At 44.2% G+C, this 20106-nt stretch carries 18 protein-coding genes; 5 read left to right on the forward strand and 13 right to left on the reverse strand.

Annotated elements, in window-relative coordinates:
* On the forward strand, positions 1-427 hold a 427-nt coding region (locus AKL11_RS25875), incomplete at its 5' end, for an ISAzo13-like element transposase-related protein (RefSeq protein ID WP_436404689.1).
* A 27-nt stretch (positions 428-454) separates the two neighbouring features.
* Here the strand turns inward: AKL11_RS25875 and AKL11_RS04935 are convergent.
* The 4 genes from AKL11_RS04935 to waaF form a co-directional block, all read right to left on the reverse strand.
* Positions 455-3100 (reverse strand): hypothetical protein, encoded by a 2646-nt coding sequence (locus AKL11_RS04935; protein ID WP_067515516.1) that lies wholly within the window; start codon positions 3098-3100, stop codon positions 455-457.
* Between the two features lie 42 nt (positions 3101-3142).
* Positions 3143-3385 (reverse strand): acyl carrier protein, encoded by a 243-nt coding sequence (locus AKL11_RS04940; protein WP_067515517.1) that lies wholly within the window; start codon positions 3383-3385, stop codon positions 3143-3145.
* 67 nt (positions 3386-3452) lie between these two features.
* The gene (gene waaC, locus AKL11_RS04945) at positions 3453-4466 is read right to left on the reverse strand and encodes a lipopolysaccharide heptosyltransferase I (RefSeq protein ID WP_067515518.1); all 1014 of its coding nucleotides are present in this window, start codon (positions 4464-4466) and stop codon (positions 3453-3455) included.
* Complete coding sequence (gene waaF / locus AKL11_RS04950; protein WP_067515519.1) at positions 4463-5521, reverse strand: lipopolysaccharide heptosyltransferase II; 1059 nt, start codon at positions 5519-5521, stop codon at positions 4463-4465. Before waaF ends, waaC begins: the two co-directional genes overlap by 4 nt.
* Positions 5522-5715: 194 nt before the next feature.
* Here waaF and AKL11_RS04955 point away from each other — a divergent pair, with 194 nt between their 5' ends.
* The gene (locus AKL11_RS04955; RefSeq protein ID WP_067515520.1) at positions 5716-7428 is read left to right on the forward strand and encodes an F-box protein; all 1713 of its coding nucleotides are present in this window, start codon (positions 5716-5718) and stop codon (positions 7426-7428) included.
* Here the strand turns inward: AKL11_RS04955 and AKL11_RS04960 are convergent.
* From AKL11_RS04960 to arcA, 8 genes are all read right to left on the reverse strand, one after another.
* Positions 7409-8788, reverse strand: coding sequence for an ATP-binding protein (locus AKL11_RS04960; protein WP_067515521.1), 1380 nt, complete (start codon positions 8786-8788; stop codon positions 7409-7411). The genes AKL11_RS04955 and AKL11_RS04960 overlap by 20 nt on opposite strands.
* A 3-nt stretch (positions 8789-8791) precedes the next feature.
* Positions 8792-9463 (reverse strand): response regulator, encoded by a 672-nt coding sequence (locus AKL11_RS04965; RefSeq protein WP_067515522.1) that lies wholly within the window; start codon positions 9461-9463, stop codon positions 8792-8794.
* Positions 9460-10464: a class I SAM-dependent methyltransferase gene (locus AKL11_RS04970; protein WP_067515523.1), complete on the reverse strand. Its 1005-nt coding sequence runs from the start codon at positions 10462-10464 to the stop codon at positions 9460-9462. The genes AKL11_RS04965 and AKL11_RS04970 overlap by 4 nt, the downstream gene beginning before the upstream one ends.
* 82 nt (positions 10465-10546) lie before the next feature.
* Positions 10547-11404 (reverse strand): FAD-dependent oxidoreductase, encoded by an 858-nt coding sequence (locus tag AKL11_RS04975; RefSeq protein ID WP_067515524.1) that lies wholly within the window; start codon positions 11402-11404, stop codon positions 10547-10549.
* A 99-nt stretch (positions 11405-11503) separates the two neighbouring features.
* Complete coding sequence (locus tag AKL11_RS25025) at positions 11504-11857, reverse strand: FAD-dependent oxidoreductase (protein ID WP_157673424.1); 354 nt, start codon at positions 11855-11857, stop codon at positions 11504-11506.
* Positions 11858-12170: 313 nt separating this feature from the next.
* A complete protein-coding gene (gene arcC, locus AKL11_RS04985; RefSeq protein ID WP_067515526.1) occupies positions 12171-13106 on the reverse strand; it encodes a carbamate kinase in 936 nt (311 codons plus the stop codon).
* 86 nt (positions 13107-13192) lie between these two features.
* Positions 13193-14194, reverse strand: a complete 1002-nt coding sequence (gene argF, locus AKL11_RS04990; RefSeq protein WP_067515527.1) for an ornithine carbamoyltransferase — start codon at positions 14192-14194, stop codon at positions 13193-13195.
* Positions 14195-14310: 116 nt separating this feature from the next.
* Positions 14311-15534, reverse strand: a complete 1224-nt coding sequence (arcA, locus tag AKL11_RS04995; RefSeq protein ID WP_067515528.1) for an arginine deiminase — start codon at positions 15532-15534, stop codon at positions 14311-14313.
* Positions 15535-15960: 426 nt separating this feature from the next.
* Between arcA and AKL11_RS05000 the strand changes: the two genes are divergently transcribed.
* Complete coding sequence (locus tag AKL11_RS05000) at positions 15961-17355, forward strand: YfcC family protein (protein ID WP_067515529.1); 1395 nt, start codon at positions 15961-15963, stop codon at positions 17353-17355.
* A 63-nt stretch (positions 17356-17418) separates the two neighbouring features.
* Entirely contained in the window at positions 17419-17877 is a 459-nt protein-coding gene (gene argR / locus AKL11_RS05005; RefSeq protein ID WP_067515965.1) for a transcriptional regulator ArgR, read from the forward strand.
* Between the two features lie 63 nt (positions 17878-17940).
* On the opposite strand, the gene AKL11_RS05010 is transcribed toward argR, so the two are convergent.
* Positions 17941-19794, reverse strand: a complete 1854-nt coding sequence (locus AKL11_RS05010) for a WD40 repeat domain-containing protein (protein ID WP_067515530.1) — start codon at positions 19792-19794, stop codon at positions 17941-17943.
* 66 nt (positions 19795-19860) lie between these two features.
* Here AKL11_RS05010 and AKL11_RS05015 point away from each other — a divergent pair.
* Positions 19861-20106: helix-turn-helix domain-containing protein (locus tag AKL11_RS05015; RefSeq protein WP_157673458.1), on the forward strand; the 246-nt coding region annotated here is incomplete at its 3' end.

Here is a 20106-nt window from a genome sequence, read left to right on the forward strand (position 1 = left end):
AGAACAAGGTCAAGTGGACTATAACAATGTTGGAGACCTGCTGATGTTGTGTGATGGAGGTGGCAGTAACAGTGCTTCGTCGTATCTTTTCAAAGAGGATTTGCAGGCACTTTCAAACAGGCTGAACTTGAGAATTCGTATCGCTCATTACCCGTCGTATTGTTCGAAATACAACCCTATTGAGCATCGCGTATTCCCGCATATCACCCGTGCCTGCAAAGGTGTTCCTCTGGAATCCGTTGAGATGGCAAAGCACTACATAGAAAAAACAGAAACGACCAAAGGGCTGAAAGTGGTTGTAAGAATTATCGACAAAGTGTTCGAAACCGRGCGTAAATRTGCCACTGACTTCAAAAAGAACATGGCCATTCAGTTCGATAAATTCTTGCCAAAATGGAACTATGTCGCCATGCCCTGTACCTGCTGAAATCGGGAAGTTATTCAGGGACTATTCCTAAGCGATAGTACACCACCCCGAGTTAGAGGGTGTCTCGCCTGTTTCTATGTTATTCCATTGTTTCAGGCGAGTTTCCAGTTCAGGGTCTGTCAGCTCGAACAGCTCAAGGTCTATTTGTTCTTCTAAGAATAATTTCCGGCACTCACTTATGGCTGTATTCAGCTTTTTCTGAACTTTAGTTTGTTCAATCCCTTTCTCTTTTTGCTCAATGGATACTGTCGTATGGATGGGTATACATGACAAACTATGATATTGATCGATGATTGCCTTTTGCGTCTCGGTTACGCAAAAATAACTATCTATAGCGAGTTGACGGTAGTCAGTTTCAGTCTTATGACATATAAGCTTCAAATGGCGTATAAGTATTCTGGCAGCCCACAGGGGAAAGTCTTTTTGTAAGGTTACATATAAACTGGATAGAAGCATAAAACTTCGGCCACTATGCATTTTGTCAGCATGTTTCAGAGCATGTTTTAGTGATATTTCGTCAACCATGGATCGGTTTTTTTTATTATGATTCAAGTATGTTTGATCAGCGCTGCATAGAGATAAATGTGTTAATAATATTTTGGTGTATAACTCCCAGTTTTCTGTATGGAAGAATGAGACTATTTCAAAAATACCGGGTAGTAGTACAGGGAACTTGTTATGGTACTTCTTTGAATATGATCTTTCAGTCATTATCTCGATGATTAGATCAATGGATTTAGATATTTCTAGAATTAGAAATTCAGTTTCTTTGTTTAGTGAAAATTTTGGACGCTCTGAATTAATTATCATTTTATTAAGTGACTCTACCGAAGTGCTAAATAGCATTAATAATTGGTATTCCAAATCTTTTGGGGTGGCGACGTTTGTTTTGATTAACATGCTCTCTATTTTTATGGATGTTCTAGCGTTAAAAAAATCAAAAGCTACATATAGTAATGACATAGAATATGCCAATTCTTTTTGGAGCTTGGTTTCTTTGTAGTTTTTTAGTTTTGTTGAAATTTCTTGTAGGTTGCTATGGATTTTTATCCAGTCTTTATTTAGACTGATTATTTTTTCTTTATTATTGGTTTCAAGTATCGAGTTTATTAGGTTTAGGTGATCGACTATGTCTTTTAGTATAAGGTTTTTTAACTCTCGGTGATTGGTTTTTTTTGTATTTCTTTTTATGCGTTCTATTATTTCTGATTGATTTTCCTTGGCTTTATTTAACGTGCATTTAATTTCTTTAGGTGAGTGGTCTGGTTCTAATGTTTTTTTATTGGTATTCTCGGTTTCTTTGATTTTTGTGCTTTGTTTTTCTGTTTGATTTATTGTTGTGTTGTCAATTTCTGCTGCATTGTATTTTTTGGGTATTATTGTTTGATACATTTCGAGATTATTTTCTTCTGAGCTTATTGCTCCTGACTTTAGCTCATGCTCTTCTTTATGTTCTAGATCTTTCGGTGAGTGGTAATAGTAAGCATCTATTATATCACCTGAAGTTCTAGCCTTGGGTTTTCGCCCCTCTGGAATTGATACGTAGGAGGTTGGACTGATGGAAAGAGAGGCTTTTTGAGTTGTTTGTACTTCTTTGTTTTCTAGTTTTTTAACGGTAGTTTGTGAGCTACTGTCAGAGAATACCGTTTCTGGTTTTTCTGGGATTGAAGTCATAGGAGATATTTTTTTTATCGAAAATGCTTCTTTTATTTTCTTTGGTTTTGGTGTTCGTATTTCGATTGCTTGTGATATTGCTAGAGAAGTGATACCGGAAGGCAGTTCAGTGATGCCCTGTGCTTTCAGCATACTTAAACACATTAATTTCACTAAATATTTGTTTTCCTTTGTCATGTCTTGATGTGTATGAAGATATGCGTTTTGGAGATTTGATATCAATCTTTTTAAAGTGCATATTTTTATAGAGATGTTGTGCGATCCAACTTGCTTTTCTATTGTTATAAATTCAAGATCATAAGGTTTTAAAGTATCATTGGGTAGTCTGATTATATTTTTAGGTTGGAATGTGACATCTATTTTTATTTTTGTTTTTCCCTGAATCTTTATAAGTAGCGATTGTGTGCACGCTAGTTTCTGGCAGTAGTTACTTCCTGATTGACTTATCTTAGGAAAGTCATTGTGCTCTTGGATTGCTGTTTGTTCGAATAAAACTTGTGGCTGTTTTCCGTATATTCCAAGTGACCGACTTAATATTTGTGATATTATTGGTATGTAAGATTTATTGCTATTGATGGCATAATCGAAGTCATTATAATGCTCCTGCCCCATAGGAAAGGCAGTTTTAGCTAATTCTTCCTGGCTTTTGATTTTATTATGGATCTGATGAGATGGTGGATTTTTGTTTCTTTCTTCTAAAAGTATTTTCTGTAAATGAATTCCAATGGCGGTACTGCCATGAAGAATGAAATCTTCATTGAAAATAGGGTAAGAAAGGAGTTTGTATAAAGCGTATGTTAGGTAGCTGATGATTGCGCTTTCTTTTTCTTCATCTGTTACACCTTGTAAATCACCTATGGGTTCAATATTGAATGACTCGAATTGGTTGTCAATTTCAAATGGAATCTTTCGCTGATATTCTTCAGTCTCTTTATTTTTAATCTCCACAAGTAAATTATCTGGCGTAAGAAGTCGCTTTGGTATCATTTGGGGATGCATTTCCGTTTTTCATGTTCTATCTATAATTTTTACAAGAGGCCTCTATAGAGAGGCTCTCTCAATGTAAGCAAGTACCGACCCAACAGTAGAAAACAATTCTGCATCCAGGTCATCATCATTGACGGCGATGCCAAAGGTTTCTTCCATAGCGGTAATCAGCCCAACAACAGCCATTGAGTCAAACTCCGAGAGAGCGCCCAGAAGTTCGGTAGACTCATCAAATTCACTGGTATCCAGTTTGAGCAGTTCCGCCAAAATGGTATTAAGTTGCTCCAGTTTGGACATTCTCTATTCCAACGATCAGATTATAAAAGCGGCAACTTTAGGTACTTTCTGTGAATAGCGCAACTGTTCAATGAGTCTCAATAAGTGGCTCAAAAGCGCGCCACACAACTTCCGGTGTCATTGGTGCGAATATTTCTGGTTCTGTTGCCGGGAACTCCCCGGCAGGGCACTGCTCGAGAGTCAGGTGTTTTTGTCCGGTACCATAGGCACCAACTTTTACCGGGCTGGTTGGCCCGTAAAGAGAAACCGCCGGAGTTTCAAGTGCTGCAGTCAGGTGCCCGAGGCCCGTGTCCACTGCTACAGCTGCTTTGGCTTCACAGATGACCCCGGCCACTTCTGCCAGCTTCAGTTTTGGCAACACCGTTGCATTAGCGCAGGATGATGCGATGAGCTCCGCTCGGATTCGTTCCTTTTCCGAACCCCAGGGCAGCACAACGTGTAAACCCGCCTGGTTAACCTTCTGAGCCAGCGAACACCAGTAATTTTCAGGCCAGTGCTTGGTTGCCCACGTTGTGCCATGGAGAAACACTGCATACGGTTTCTGTTGCACGATTTGGGACGGAAACTGCTCTTTGTTCAGCAGAAACTGTCCCGGTGTTTCCGGAACCGTGTAACCCAGAGATTTGGCAAAAAGCTGCCTGACTCGTTCTACCGCATGCTGATTGCACTCAACTTTCTGTGGAAACTGATACAACCGACTCGCCATTGGCTCGCGGGCAGAATCTTTGTCCAGCCCGTAGCGGAGTCCTTGTGCATAACGCAGAAGCAAAGCGCTTTTCAGTAACCCCTGGGCATCAATAATGGCGTCGTACTTTTGTGCACCGATGATGCGTTTGAACTGTTTCCACTCGCCGGATTTCCAGGTTTGCAGCAGCGACTTTCGCCAGCGGCGAATGGCTACGGGGATTACTTTATCCACAGCAGGGTGCCAGGTCGGGATTTCGGCAAAGCCTTCTTCCACTACCCAATCGAAGCGAATGCCGGGTATGGCATTGGCGGCATCTGTTAACGCCGGCAGCGTATGGATCACATCGCCCATGGAAGAGGTTTTAACAATCAGAACACGGGTAGGTTGATTCAAGAGAGAATCTCCACCGCTACTGCCTGATCATTCGTCAGACGAGAAATAGCAGCCAGAACCAACTCTGGTGACAACAGTTTCATGCAGTTCATGTGATCCTGAGGACCCAGCGGACACTCTCGCTGAAAGCAGGGGCTGCACTCCAGATTCATGGACAGGGTTTCACTGTTACTGTTCATGGGCGGCGTATGTTCTGCCGAGGTGGAGCCATAAACGGCAACCAGTGGCCGGCTCAGTGCTGCGGCAATGTGCATCAAACCGGAATCATTACTGACGACAGCGTTGGCAAAAGAGAGCAGGTCGATGGCATCCGCCAGCGTGGTTTCACCGGCCAGATTATGGCAATAGTTTTGCAGGTTATCCGGTAGGCAGTGTTTGATTTCGCTGGTGATCCCATGATCTTTCCCTGAACCAAACAACCAAACCTGCCAGCTTTGTTCGCACAGGGTTCTTGCCACTTCTGCATAATACCCCGCCGGCCACTGTTTGGATGGGCCAAACTCCGCTCCCGGGCAAAGCGCCAAAATCGGCATATCTGTGTTCAGGTTATAACGCTGCAGCGCTTTCGCGGCCATTTGGTCATCCACCTGCAATGCCGGAATGGGCAGTGGATCTGGTAGCTTGGCATCTTTCGGATAACCAAGGGCAACAAACCTTTCCACCATTAATGGGTATTTTACTTTATCCAGAATACGCAGATCATTCAGCAGCCCATAACGCATTTCACCACGCCAGCCGATGCGTTGTTTGGCTTTTGCCCAGAGGGGAACCAGCGCTGATTTTAATGAATTCGGCAGAGAAATAGCGTGAGTGTATTGTTCACTTCGCAAGCTTTTCCCAAGAGCGTAGCGTTCTTTCAGACCAAGCTTGCCGTGGCCTAAGGGCATATCAATACCCCTGCGGACTTCTGGCATACGCTCGATGATGGGCAGGCTCCAGGCAGGCGCCAGCACATCAATAATCGCTTCAGGATGTTGTTGTTTAAGGGCGATGAACAGCGTCTGTGCCATCACCATGTCCCCTACCCATGAAGGACCGACGATCAGGTATTTCATCCCTTCAGGCATTCCTTAGATTCAATGGGCTGGCATTATAAAGGTTACAGGCAGAATGTAAAAAATTATGATTTCAAGCCCGTGAATCGTTTTGGTTAGCATGCCTAACAGCTCTGTTTTGTTTTTTTTTTTGAGCTATATTATTGTGCTTACAATTACGCGGTTTTAAAAAGTACAATAAGTTGAGATTAAAAATGAATAATAATGGTGTTTCGAGTTCAGGTGTTAATTCGGTTATCAGTCCTTTAAATAATAATGGGTCATCGGAGTTATTAAAGACAGGCTCTTTTAATGGCTGCTTAGTTTCTCCTGTTGCAGAGACGCCTAATCAGATTCAAGGCAAAGATTCAGAAGCTTCAACTATTGATTTTTTTTCACGACCAAGGTTGTTTTTATCCAAAAATCTTCCTGGAGCAATGAGTTATTTGCCTGAAGAAATTCTTATGCGAATTGGTTTGAATCTCAGTGATAATGAATTGGAAAATGCAAAATTTGTTTGTCAAAGCTGGAATGCCAGTATGGAGCATTTAATTCAGAACAGGAAAATGATAACAAATTTATTGGATGATGAGCTATTCAGGTTATTGCACGAAAAGAAGTTTAAAACAGCCAGTCAGGAGGTGGAGTTATATCCTGGGCAGCTCTGTATACCCTTGTTAGAAACCAGAAGTAAAATTAATGCAGCAGAAAGACTATCAGCAACCCTTATAAAAACCTTAAGTATTCCTAAAGTAACATCAGAAGATATAAAATATCGACACGCTACCAGTAAAAGTGGTGATGTTATACGTACGTTTAGGCAGGGCTCAGGCGGTGCTATTCAAAAGATCAATATCTATCAGCCGGAAACTGATCAGTGGTTTTGTGTTGAAAGCAGGACGGCAGTGGGGTACACCTCATTAAATGGTCGCTATATATCACGCTTCGATAATGCGACGAAGACGGTGGAATTTAGCAGAATAGAGGATAATGGTAATATTCAGCCAGTGGTTCTTACTCCCTCAAGGGATGATTATCTGACAAGGGATGATTATCTGAAGTCTGTGCAGGTAAGCTTTTCTAGAGATATTGGGATTGTTGCTATAGAGCGTCGCAATAATATTGAAATCTATCAGCATTCTCCAGGAAAGGTATGGAAGTGTGTATTTGACATTAAATTTGGGACTATTTACGGTTTTCACTTCAGTCCTTTCGGAAATCTAATGTTTATTAATCATGATCACACATGGTCTTTTTATACGCCGAATAAATCTGGCGTATGGTCAAAGGCAGGAAATATAACAATGCCTAGAATCGCAAATAAAATGAAAATAGTTTTCTCTGAAGACGGTCATCAAATAATGATTCTTAGCCCGTATAATCATATTGGTCCGGCTTTGTCTTATTTTCGCAGAAATGGAAATGAATGGGAGAAAATATTAATTCCCGGTACTTTGGGAAATGATAATGTTATAAAAGATGTTCATTTTGACAGGGCAGGTAAGAATCTGGCAATTGTAAGGGATGGTGTGTTCGATATAAAAAACAAAATATGGTTTCTTCGTCGTGAGTATGAAGGCAAATGGATTTCTTCAGGTTCTATTGAAATAAAGGGGCGCGTTAATGGCTTGAATTTGCAATTCAGCCCTGATGGGAATATGGGCATTATATATTCTGAGAATAATGGAAAAGAGATTGTTATTGCAGGGCATTCTGATGAGAAAGGTTGGTTTGAAAAAGGGCGCTTTGGTTTAAAAGAACTTTATGGAGAAAAAATCTTTTATGGGAACGGTGCAAAAGTGAGTGTCAGCCCCTGCAACAGTTTGATAAGAGTCATTCCTCCCGAGCCTGATTTGCCTCAAACAATATGGCACCTTCAAAGTGATGAGCATCAAGGTATTACTGGTTCTATGGAAAGCTCACTGTAACTTTCAGGCCACTCAATTGAGAGGTGCCAAGGGTAATACTGGCATCATGTAATTCAACAATATGAGTAACAATAGACAGCCCGAGACCGGCACCTTCAACGCCAGAGGCGTGGCGGTCACTGTCAGCCCGGTAAAAGCGATCAAAGACTTTTTGGCGCAGAGCTTCAGGAATACCCGGGCCTGAATCGTCGACGTCCAGCACAACGTGGTTCTTGCATTGACGTACCGTTAACGCAATAACGCCTTCTTCAGGCGTATACAGCGACGCGTTTCTGATCAGGTTGCTGATCATTATCTCGAGCCATGCTGCATCTCCGTTAATACTCATTGACTCGTCGCCGTTCAAGGTGATTTTCTGTGATTTATGCAGGAAGAGCTGAATATGTTCGGCAATGACTTTCTGGCAAACGGTGTAAAGGTTGGTTTTCTGAAAATGGGCAAAATAAGCATCGGGTGTCGTTCGAGCCAGAGCCAGCAGTTGCTCAACTAAATGAACCATACGCCGGTGGCCTTGCAGTGACAGAGCGATGGCGTTTTCTTTCTCCAAACCGGATTTATGACTGGCATTCTGTAAATGGACACCAATACCCGCCAATGGTGTTCGCAGCTCATGGGCAGCATAACCGACAAATCGACGTTCCCGGGTAAAAGCATCGGAAAGGCGTTTGAGTAGTTGGTTGGTGGAACTGATCAGTGGCGACAGCTCCTGTACTGGATGATTAATAGGGATTGGGTGTAAGTCATTTGCCTGTCGTCGTTCAAGTTCATGAGAAAGTACGGTGATCGGTTTGAGCCCTCTGCTCACCAGCCATCCGGTCAGAAGAAAGAGAATAGGCAGGGTAAAGAGAAAGGGGAGAATATTTTTCAAGGCAATAATGCCGCCCATTTCGCTGCGTATATCACCCCGCTGTGCCGTAATAATCCAACTGTTTTTGCTGGGTATGTGCAGGGTAAAAATTCGCCAGTTGTGACCATCGGTCGTAAAGTTCTGGAACCCTGATTGTAGAGGCACATCGAGAAAATCCGGCGTGTTTTCAGAGTGGGCAAGAATTTGTCGGTCAGCCGTGAGGATTTTAAAAAACAGTTTCCCTTCGTACTTGTGACCTAATGTACCTGCGGCGTCGCCTTGCCAGTCTTCCGGGGCTGTCTGAATGGGAATGGTAATAGGGTGATCCGGGTTCAAATCCCCGACAAACATCAACCTCAATGCTCTTGAGTATTGCGCCAGTTGGGCATCCTGTAATTCTTCTGCTTCCAGATAGGTTTCATGATAGCTCCAGGCCATGATGACCACGTGAGCCATCGTCATAATTGACAGAAGTCCGATAATCAGAAACTTACGAATCGAGTCTAATTGCATACGCTATTTCACAACCAGCCAGCCCACACCTCGTATGGAGCGAATAAAGTCGGAACCTGTTTTTTTGCGGATATTATGAATATGGACATCTAACGAATTGCTACAAACTTCTTCATCCCATTCATAGACCCGATCAATCAGCTGCTCCCGGGAGAACACACGACCGGGGTTTTCCATTAAGGTCAGGAGAATAGAAAATTCACGACGAGGCAGAGAAAAGTTTTCACCGTCTTTACTGATGGTGTAACTGGCGGTATTGAGAGTGATATTGCCAATGGCAATGTTCTCATCAAGCACTGGTTTTGATCTGCGCTCGAGTACACGCAGGCGTGCCATCAACTCTTCAACTTCAAAAGGTTTGGTAAGGTAGTCATCTGCGCCTTCGTCCAGTCCAAGCACTTTATCTTCAACGCGATCTCGTGCTGTTAAGACCAGCACCGGTATTTTTGTACTGGTTTTCTGATGGGTTTTAATCTGCCGCAGAAGATCCATACCGTCCATATCAGGCAGGCCAAGATCAAGAATAATAATGTCTGGACAAGTTGCGGGGTCACGAATCAGTTGTATGGCTTGTCGACCCCGGGTAGCCAGACTGATGCTGTTATGGACGTCAGCCAGCGCATTTTGAATGCCTCTGGCTAATAGGTCATCGTCTTCTATTAGAAGAATATTCATACATGGCTTTTCATGTGCAAAGACGTTTTTGCGACAGTCGCTTTATAGCGGACGGTAAACGGATACTGGTTAATCGATGATGTATAAAGCTGACCCAGAATTTGCCTTGGTGAGCAGTGTCTGGCTTTACGTTCTTCCAGCCTGCTTAACAGTCGCTTGAACGGTTTTAGCAACCCTCCGCCTTTAAGGAGATACTCCAGCCAACCCTTGTTACGCATGCGCTTTTTGATACTGACAACTGAGCTGGCGTCTGGCAGGTGCAGTTTTGAAGGCATTTGCTTAGCGCGGAACAGTATTTTCAGATTGCCACTGATGTCAATCATTATGGCATCAAAATACGGACTGGCAGCGGCGATCAGGGTATCAACACTGAAGTAGTAAAGGTGTGCCTTAAAATAAATGTTATGAGGAGACGCGTCATTGGTTTCAATCCATGGTACTTCGATCAGCGCATGACCCTCTTCGCGCAACAGGCCGTAGAGCTTTTCAAAGGCTTGCTGTGGATTAGGCAAATGTTCAAGAACGTGGAACAGGGTGATCACATCATACTGTCCAGAAACCTGTCTTGACAGATTGTCCAGGTCGCCAGTGGTGATGTCACAGCCATACTCATTTCGAGCGTATTCAGAATAACCTTTGTTAGGCTCAACACCAGATGCAGAAAAACCAAACATACCTGCCAGGCAGGTGAACTCACCGCCACCGGCACCAACATCAAGTATTCGACCACCGTTTACACCGGCAGACTTGAGAAAATTGAGGCGTGCGATGGCAACCTTGCCAGCACGGTAAACGTGTTTGTTTTTTGGGGTGTAGAGGCCTTTGTAGTCTTGACGATAGTCATCGTGATAATACTGTTTGAGTGCTTGTTCATCAGGAATATCCTGTTGCTGGACAAAACCACAGGCATTACACATGACAATAATGAGCGTTTCTTTTGTTTTGGCGTCCTTACTGGATACGGTATCCAGAATATCGTGGTTACATAATTGGCAGGCCATAAGCTGACTGAATCCATGCTGAGGGGATAGTATCGGTCAGCGTATCTGAGCAAACTTAAGGTAGAATTAAGACATCAGAAATTTATAAAATAGCGTTCACTACACCTTCTATAAGCAATGATCTCTTCTGAGTCTCATCATCATTGGATGGCGCTTGATGGAAGAAATCTAACCAGAAACTGATGATGTCTTTTACGGTTTCCGGTCTTACTGCCAGATCGTTGTCACCGGAAATGAAGGTTCCGCCAAGTACAATCTCCATCCACTGTTTATCCAGTGAATAGCGCAGGAATACATAGCGTGTGCCGCCAGCCCAAAAGCTGTAGTTACTCATCTCTTTAATATGAGGCGTTAACTGATCCGTAGGGATCCTGAGCAGCACCAGATCACCACGAATGGGTACTGATGGCTTGTTGTTGAATAACTTGTGGGCACCGTGGCCTGTGGCGTTGATTGTGAATGTTTTCTTTCCATGCCCATAGTAAGGCTTCAGCTGTTGGTAACTCTCTAAGGGTTGGGCTGTTTGGATCAGTTCAGCACCGCTCTCTATAAGTTTTTTTGTCATGTACTGAAGCACAGAAACCGTATCTGTTTGAACAATGTTGCTGAACTCAACCACCTGATCAAAGTGTCCTGCTTCTTTTCCTGAGCCTTGATAGTTAAGACGATAAAAATTCTTCTGAGCGGATTGCTCCGGGTACAGATTCATTGGACACATTATGTTGACTGTCCGAATGCCTGATTTGTCTTCCATCGCTTTCGGGTTAAACAGCTGGTCGTAAAACACCAGGCTTTTTGTCATATGGGTCGCGACGTTCAGTGGCGGAGTGTTTACGTAACGTTGCCAGATGTTCTGGGCATTCTGCACCAGCTCGCACCACAACGCATGGTCTTCCAGAGGTTCAATCGAAACCGGCATCACCCAGCCACCGGCGGTCATGCTGGAATAATTATCGCTCCATACAGGTTCACCTTTACTGCTATCAATGGCACTGATACCTTTTGGAAATGCGTGAGCAACTAACTTAACAGGGATGTCCTACTTATGATGTTGATCCAGAGCTTTTCTGAGCTCCAAGGCTACGTATATGCCAATATAGCCAGCGCCCAGTATGAGTACTTCACTGGGGGTGTCAGTAGCGCTAAGAATTTCATACACCTTTTCCGCAACATAGTGCGCAACGGAGGGCGCGAGGGTTAACCCAGAGCCGCCGAACCCATAGGCATGGAAAACAGGTGTGGCATGGTCAGTACTGTATAGCGGATCCCACTGCAGAACGGGAGAACCGGTAAAATGTCGTTGTCCGACAATGGCTTGTACATCGCCATGCTCAAGAGCAATGCTTGCCATTGTGCTTAAATCCGGGAAGGTGAAATCGGCGGCATTGGTCATACTTGAGAGCGTCGCCAACAGCCAAATAACATGTAAAAAGAATAATCTTTTGAGGCCATAAAAGGAGTCCGTGTCTACATTGCGCATATGCATATACAGCCGCCAAGCCACTAATGTAAAAAGCACTACCATCAGAAGCACGATTACAAAAAGGAGCCTGAAAGTCAGATTGTTAGAATCGGTTATAAGACAAATATATTTATAGACGAATCTGACCCGATTGCCATGCAGGCAGGTCGATTGATGGTGGTGCGGTTGAATTATTTTGCTAATAAATGAGTCGGCTACCTGAGAAGGCAGGTAGCCAGCATGATCAGTAAAAAGTGATTCCTGCAGCCACATCGTTAGAGATGACCGTGCCAGAGTCAGACGTCAGAATTTCAGCGGCTTGCTCCAGTGAGCCAATCGCAGCCATCTTGCCACCATTGCGTACAAACTGTACGACAGATTCAACTTTTGGACCCATGGAACCGGCAGCGAAGTTCAGAGCGTCCATTGCCTCCGGTGTTGCACGACGAATGTCTTTTGAGTCCGGCTGACCAAAGTTGATAGCAACGGCTGCAACATCGGTGAGAATCAAAAAGGCATCCGCCTCCAGCCCTTCTGCCAAAAGTCGAGATGCGCGGTCTTTATCAATAACGGCTTCTACGCCTTCGAGCATGCCATTTTCTGCTCGATAAACCGGCACACCGCCACCGCCGCCACAAATCATGGTGATGTTTTCAGAAGCAGCGATGGTTTTCAGGGATTCCAGTTCAAGGATGCCTGCAGGTTGAGGTGATGGAACGACACGACGGTAGTATTCGCCATCCTGTCGAACAGACCAGTCTGGATTTGCGGCTAATAACGCATCGGCTTCTTCTTTACTGTAAACAGGGCCAACAAATTTGTCCGGATTTTTAAACGCTGGATCTTGCGGATCGACCAGAGTCTGCGTCGCAATGGTGCACACTTCTCTGCCGGGCAAATGGTTACGTAATTCCTGCTCAAACATAAAGCCAATCATGCCTTGCGTTTGTGCGCCCAGAGCGTCCAGCGGGTACGGTGTCACCTTTTTATAAGCGTCATTCATCAGAGACAGTAGGCCAACTTGTGGACCATTGCCGTGAGTTAGAATCACCTGATGATCTTTAGCGATACGAGCAATAGCCGCAGCGGCTTTGGCGATGTTTTCCCGTTGAACATGGCATTCCATAGGCTGGCCGCGCTGAAGAATAGCGTTGCCACCAAGAGCGATTACAATTCTCATGGTTTCTTTTCCAAGTCATGAATTCTTTGAGCATGGGAAAGGGGAGAACCCTTTCCCGACAAGCGTTGTTTAATTAATTGCTCTGATTAGTCACCCAGCGTGGCAACCATCACCGCCTTGATGGTGTGCATGCGGTTTTCGGCTTCGTCAAAGACGATGGAGTGTTTGGACTCAAACACATCCTCAGTCACTTCCAGTCCTTTCATGCCGTATTTTTCTGCCACATCCTTACCGATCTTGGTGTCTTCGTTATGGAATGCAGGCAGGCAGTGCATGAATTTAACCTGTGGGTTGCCCGTCTTGCCGATCAGTTCCATGTTCACCTGATAAGGGGTCATCATGGCTACGCGCTCATCCCAGGCATCTTTGCTTTCACCCATGGAGACCCAAACGTCGGTGTACAGGAAGTCCACACCTTTCACGCCGGCAGCAACGTCTTCAGTCAGGGTGATGCGAGCGCCGGTTTCTTCAGCAATACGGCTGCACTCGTCTACTAATTTTTCTTCTGGCCAAAAGGCTTTTGGAGCTACCAGACGAATATCCATGCCCATCTTGGCAGCGCCAACCAGTAGAGAGTTACCCATGTTGTTGCGAGCATCGCCCAGATAAGCGAAGGACATTTGATTCAACTGACGACCTTCGCCGTGTTCAATCATGGTCATGAAATCTGCCAGAATCTGGGTTGGATGCCACTGATCAGTCAGGCCGTTCCACACAGGAACACCAGAGTATTTTCCTAGATCTTCAACCGCATCCTGGGAGAAACCACGGAATTCGATGCCGTCATAGAATCGACCCAGTACACGAGCGGTGTCTTTTACAGTTTCTTTGTGACCCATTTGGGAGCCACTGCCAATGTAAGTCACATTGGCGCCTTGATCGAAGGCAGCAACTTCAAATGCACAGCGAGTACGAGTTGAATCTTTTTCAAAGATCAGTGCGATATTTTTGTTTTTCAGACGCTGCTGTTCATAACCGCCGTACTTAGCCTTTTTTAATTCAAGGCTCAAGGTCAACAGATGCTGGATTTCTTTTGGTTCAAAGTCGAGCAGTTTAAGAAAGTTGCGGTTTCTCAGATTGAAAGACATGTTAGTTACCTGTAAATGGTTCCTGAAAAAAGTGCAAAGCAATAGCGCTGTTCTTTTGAACACCTTTGAAAAAATGTTTTGCACGTTAATTAAAATTAATTGAATGTTCTGTTTAATTAAATGTCATCACGCAGTATTGGGCAGCTCATGCAGCGAGCACCACCACGACCACGGCCTAATTCTTCACCTGGAATGGTTAATACCTTGATGCCGGCTGCTTCCATATTGCGAATGGTGTTTACATTTCGCTCGTAGGTGACAACAACACCGGGTTCAATGGTGAGGACGTTATTTGCGTCGTTCCATTGTTCGCGTTCGGCTTCAAATGCATCACCGCCGGTTGGAATCAAACGAAGTTCAGGTACATCCAGCGCACGGGCAATGGCATTAGTAAATCCATCTTTCACGCGATTGGCTTCTACCTGTTCATGGTCGTTCATGGTCAGTTCCCAGCAATCCGTATCGGCACGCATGATGTCTGGGTAGTAAGTGAAGCAATCGATATCCATGTGCGTAAACACGGTATCCAGGTGCATGCAGCTACGAGCTTTTGGCAGTTCGAGGGCGATGACTTTCTTTGCCTGTCCTGTTTTTAACAGTGCTCTGGAAAGTTGCTCAACCCCTTGTGGCGTAGTGCGTTCAGACATACCGATCAATACATTGCCACGACCCAGTACCAGTACATCGCCGCCTTCAATGGTGGCGTTGTCGTAGTTCAGGTCTTCGTCACCCATGTAGGTAATGAACTCGGAGTTTTTGAACATGGGGTGGAACTTGTAAATGGCGCGAAGATGAACGGTTTCACGCTTACGGGCGTCTTTCGCCATCGGGTTCATGGAGACACCGCCGTATATCCAGCAGGAGGTATCACGGGTGAACAGATGGTTAGGAATTGGCTCTATCAGGAAGTCTGTTTCGGTCATTCTGCCCAGAGTCATACTCTTGCTGGTGGCGCCCATTTCAGCGAGGGTTAAGCCGCCGGAAAGGTGCTTGGCAAGGGTAAGGTTATCCAGAGATTCCAGATAAGAGCGCACTTCCATGGCAAGGGTTTCGCCAAAACGGAAGTTATTGATCTGGCGATCAAGAATCCATTTTTTGGCATTGCTCATGCTTAATGTTTCCGCCAGCATCTGGGTCAACAAATAAACCTGAACACCGTTGTCTGTTAAAACTTTTTGAAAGGCGTCGTGTTCTTCGCCCGCTTTTTCAATGCGAAGCACATCATCAAAAAGAAGTGATTCACAGTTTCCTGGCGTTAAATGTTTTAGACTCAATTGTGGACGATGCAGAAGTACTTTACGAAGTTTGCCGACTTCAGAGCCTACATAAAACCTATCCATCTTAAACCCCCAAACAAGGTCTTGCTTTCTAAATAAACAACATCAATCAATAACGAAGTAGTGAATTGATATGCTCTTGAATTTTGTAATTAACCTGTCGTTGGATTTCAGTGTACGTTTTGCGAATTGAATAATATTGATGTGAGTCAATGTTGATAACGAATAGAATGGTCGCAATATCCGCAATAATAAGTAATTACGGGTCTATTCAGGGTGAATATGCACTATGGGAAATAATTAATGGGTTTATTTCAGATTTTTATGCATTAAAACCAGACGGGTATAACCCTGATATAGATCAACAAAATTCCTTCATCAATTAAGGAGACTGCACTCAGAGGAACTCGAACCCGGGTTTAGAAACAAAGATCAACAAATGAAGTGCCTGGGTCTCGTTCTTTTCTTTCAGTAAAAGGGGAATGAGTGATGAAGGCAATAAGCGAAATAAAGCTACCCTCAGCCTATACAATTCTGTTCATGATTATCGCTTTTATGGCGGCGATGACGTGGATTGTTCCTGCTGGTCAATACGATATGGCGATGAATGAAACCCTTGGTCGGGAGGTGGCCGTTGCCGGTACTTATGCACCGGCTGAAGCCAACCCACAGGGCATTCTGGATATCATCGAAGCACCCATTACCGGAATACAGAAGACCATCGACTTAGGTCTTTTCATTCTGTTTATTGGTGGTTATCTGATGGTCATCACTGCTACCGGCGCCATTGATAGCGGTATTGCCCGTGCCGTGGTGCGTATGAAAGGCAAAGAGCATCTGATGATTCCAGCGCTGATGATGTGCTTTGCTGCAGGTGGCACTATCTATGGCATGGCGGAAGAGACGATTCCGTTCTATATCTTACTGCTCCCAGTGATTATTGCTGCTGGCTATGATGCGACAGTGGCCGTAGCCATTGTGTTGGTGGGCTCTGGGGTCGGGGTGTTGGGTTCAACCATCAACCCATTTGCCACTGTTATTGCTTCTGATGCTTCTGGTATTCCGTTTACTCAAGGCATGGGATTGCGTCTGTTGATTCTGGCTCTGAGTTTCCTGGCAGGCTGCTTCTATGTGATGCGCTACGCCAAAAAAATCCGCAACAACCCAGAGCTTTCAATCGTTGCCGACATGAAAGAAAGCAACGAAAAGCACTTCCTTGAAAAAGGCGGTCAGAAGACAGGTGACGAAGAGTTTACTGGTAGACACAAACTGATTCTGAGCATTTTCGGCCTGACCTTTGCCGTGATGGTTTGGGGTGTTGCCTATGGTGGCTGGTGGATGAATGAAATGTCCGTCCTGTTCCTGTCTGCTTCCATCCTGGTTGCCATCATTGATCGCATGAGCGAAGAAGTGTTTGTCGACAAGTTTCTGGAAGGAGCAAAAGATCTGCTGGGTGTCGTACTGGTGCTGGGTATTGCCCGTGGTATCGGCACCATCATGGACAACGGCATGATTTCCGGCACGATTCTGAACTGGGGTGAAGGCGCCCTGGCTGATGCGCCATCTGTCGTCTTTATCAATCTGATGTACTGGATTCACGTCGTCTTGTCTTTCCTGATTCCATCTACCTCTGGTTTGGCTGTGTTCTCAATGCCCATCATTGCACCATTGGCTGACTTTGCCGGTGTCGGTCGTGATCTTGCTGTTACGGCTTATCAGTCTGCTTCTGGCCTTGTGAATCTGGTCACACCTACCTCTGGTGTGGTAATTGCCGCATTGGCAATTGGTCGTATATCTATAGTACGATGGTTCAAGTTTATGGCGCCTCTGCTGCTGGTTCTTGCAGTAATGTCCATGGTTTGCCTGAGCGTAGCTGCGATGTAATAACAGGCGTAGCAGAGAGTGAAAGCTCTCTGCTTCAGCTCCGAAGAAAGTAAGGAGATTGTTATGCGTACCCAGGACTCTGAACTGATAAAAACCTTTAAGGTGATGCTGTGTGAACACCATTTTCACAACCAGCAGGAAATGGTGGATGCTCTCAAGGCGGAAGGATTCCACGACATCAGCCAGTCAAAAGTGTCTCGTATCCTCAATAACATTGGTGCTGTTCGCACTCGGAATGCAAAGAAAGAAACCGTTTACTGTGTTCCTGATGAAATGATTGTGCCGGCCATTGATGCCCCGTTGGCCAGTTTGGTGACAGATATAGACTACAACGATCAGTTAGTTGTTATTAAAACCACACCGGGTGGTGCCCAGGTTGTTGCGCGATTGCTGGATTCCTTAGGTAAGGGGGATGGCATTCTTGGTTGTGTTGGTGGAGATGACACCATTTTTGTAACACCCACCCGTAATACTTCTATTTCACGTCTTTATGAAACCATCAGTGGTGTACTGACTTATTGAATCATGAAAAACGAGATGGAATTCAGTACGTATTGCATCTCGTTGTAAAGTTTGAGCCCAGATTCATAATAGACTGTAGTAATTCAGGGTTTGAATATAATTAGGGTGTGGCGTTACAAGGCGAGATAGCCGTTTTGATACTTGCAAAGCGTACGGAGTTACAGCTCGGTAGTCCTCGTCAAGGACTTTCCGTGAGATGATCTCAGATCCTGCTGATTTCTTTGGGTCAATAATCAATAATATTCTACCGTCATGGGATAATCGTGCCCGGCCCATGGCTAGAATCCGACCATCAGGCAGTATTTGAAGAGTTTCTATGGTATCACCTTTACTTAAGTCTATTTTTTTTATCAGCTCTTTTCCTTCTGGCTGGGATAGGTCGTATATACTCAGGTAATCTTTGTCTTCTGTTACTGTTATTATGTTAGCCATCAAGTGGCCATCAGGCAGCACTAAAAGATGATTAACCTTTGTAGTCAGATTGCTAGGGAGCAGTATTCTTAAAGGCGTCGTGTCCTTTGAATTATCCAAATCCCAAATCTTTAGTCCTCCTCTACCACAACGTGTAGCCTGTTTATTGCGACCTACGTTTACAACTTGTCTCAGAACGGATTCACTGGCCTTAATATTTATACATTCACTTTCTACGGGATTATTCGAGTCCCAAATCTTTAGGAAACCATTGTGTCCATAAGTTACCCATTTGCCACTGGGTAAAATATGGAACTGAGCAAATTGTTCATCTTCACCATGTAATAACGTCCTGATATATTCATGGCCATCTGGACGATTAGTGTCAAAAAACTTACAAGATGAACCTGAGCAGGCAGCAATTATTGAACCTGAAACTACATATAGGTCGCTTATCGGTCGCGAAAAATGCCCTATTAAGACTTTAGTCTTGTCCGTCCATTTATCTTTTGTCAGATCAAATATATGTATATTACGGGAGGCTACGGTAGCAACTTTGCCATCGGGCAATGATAGAAATGGTGGATAATAATCGAGTTTCAGGGAATAAGTTTGTTCATGGATCTTGATATCCTCGCCGCTAAAATCGGCCAGTTTAAGACAGTAGCTGTCAGACTCTTTTTGGAAAAACTGATACAGCATTAAATCATCCGAGCTCAGCGTAGAACTAAAAACACAGTATCCCTCTGTAGAATCTTCAACGTTTATGGCCAAATCGCCATTATTGCTAAACATCCTAAACAAGGATGACAGATAAAGTACATTCTTTCGTGATAACCTCTGAATCGTAGGGAAATCTTGTTCAGGAACCAGTTGTTTTAGCAATTCAAAAGCTTCATCCATATTTGAATCAAAATGGGCTTTTACCTTTTTCGCAAATATTTCTCGTAGTTCACCCTGAATATCACCATAGTATTGTTCAGCCAACGCTTTTAAACAGCTTTCAAGATAGGTTGTTCGTAATCCGGCCACCTTGGAAAAACCGTATTTACTGTTGGTAGCTCGTAAATTATCAAAGTCACTCTTGGGCAGATAACTTGCAATTTCATTAATTATATCATCGTTAAGATCGCTGAATGTAAGCTCGGGGGGGTTGCTTTCCTGCTGTTCCCTATTTTTTATGGAATAATTGATAAGTTTTAATTTATTATTAGGGGTGGCATGCCCTTCAAAGGGCTTAAAATGGGCAGGAAGCCTCGTTACTCCTTCTGCTGATGGTATATTTCCTGTTTTAATCTGCCTTTCTGGAGGGCTGCCTTCGCTCCTGACTTGGTGTGAGGCAAATGAAGCGCTAGGTGACGAGTTTGAATCACTCTGATTTTCTGGGCTGAGTTTAGACTTAAATGCCTGTCTGCCTGGCAGGCTTGTTGGTTCTGTTAATTCGCGCATTTTAAATAATTCTTTATAAAGATAAATATTTTGGAGCTCTAGTGTAGTGAGCTGCATTTAATACAACATAAATAATCTCGCTGTGCCATTATAGGTAAGAGCATCTAAGGACGGATACTATCTATGAGAGTCGCAGCCAAGATAAGCCTGAGTGAACAGGAACAAAAACTACTAAAACGTCTATCGTCGTCAAATAAAAGCTCTGTACGCATTGCCCGTCGTTCTAAAATTATTCTTTTGGCTGCAGWTGGAAAAACCAATCTTGAAATTGCGGAAGCATTAAATATCGAACGGGGACAAGTAAGCCGTTGGCGAGTTCGTTATGTAGCTGAAGGTTTTCGGGGAATAGAGAAAGACCTTCCTCGTGGT

The organism is Endozoicomonas ascidiicola (assembly GCF_001646945.1).
In the GTDB taxonomy this organism is placed as follows: Bacteria; Pseudomonadota; Gammaproteobacteria; order Pseudomonadales; family Endozoicomonadaceae; genus Endozoicomonas; species Endozoicomonas ascidiicola.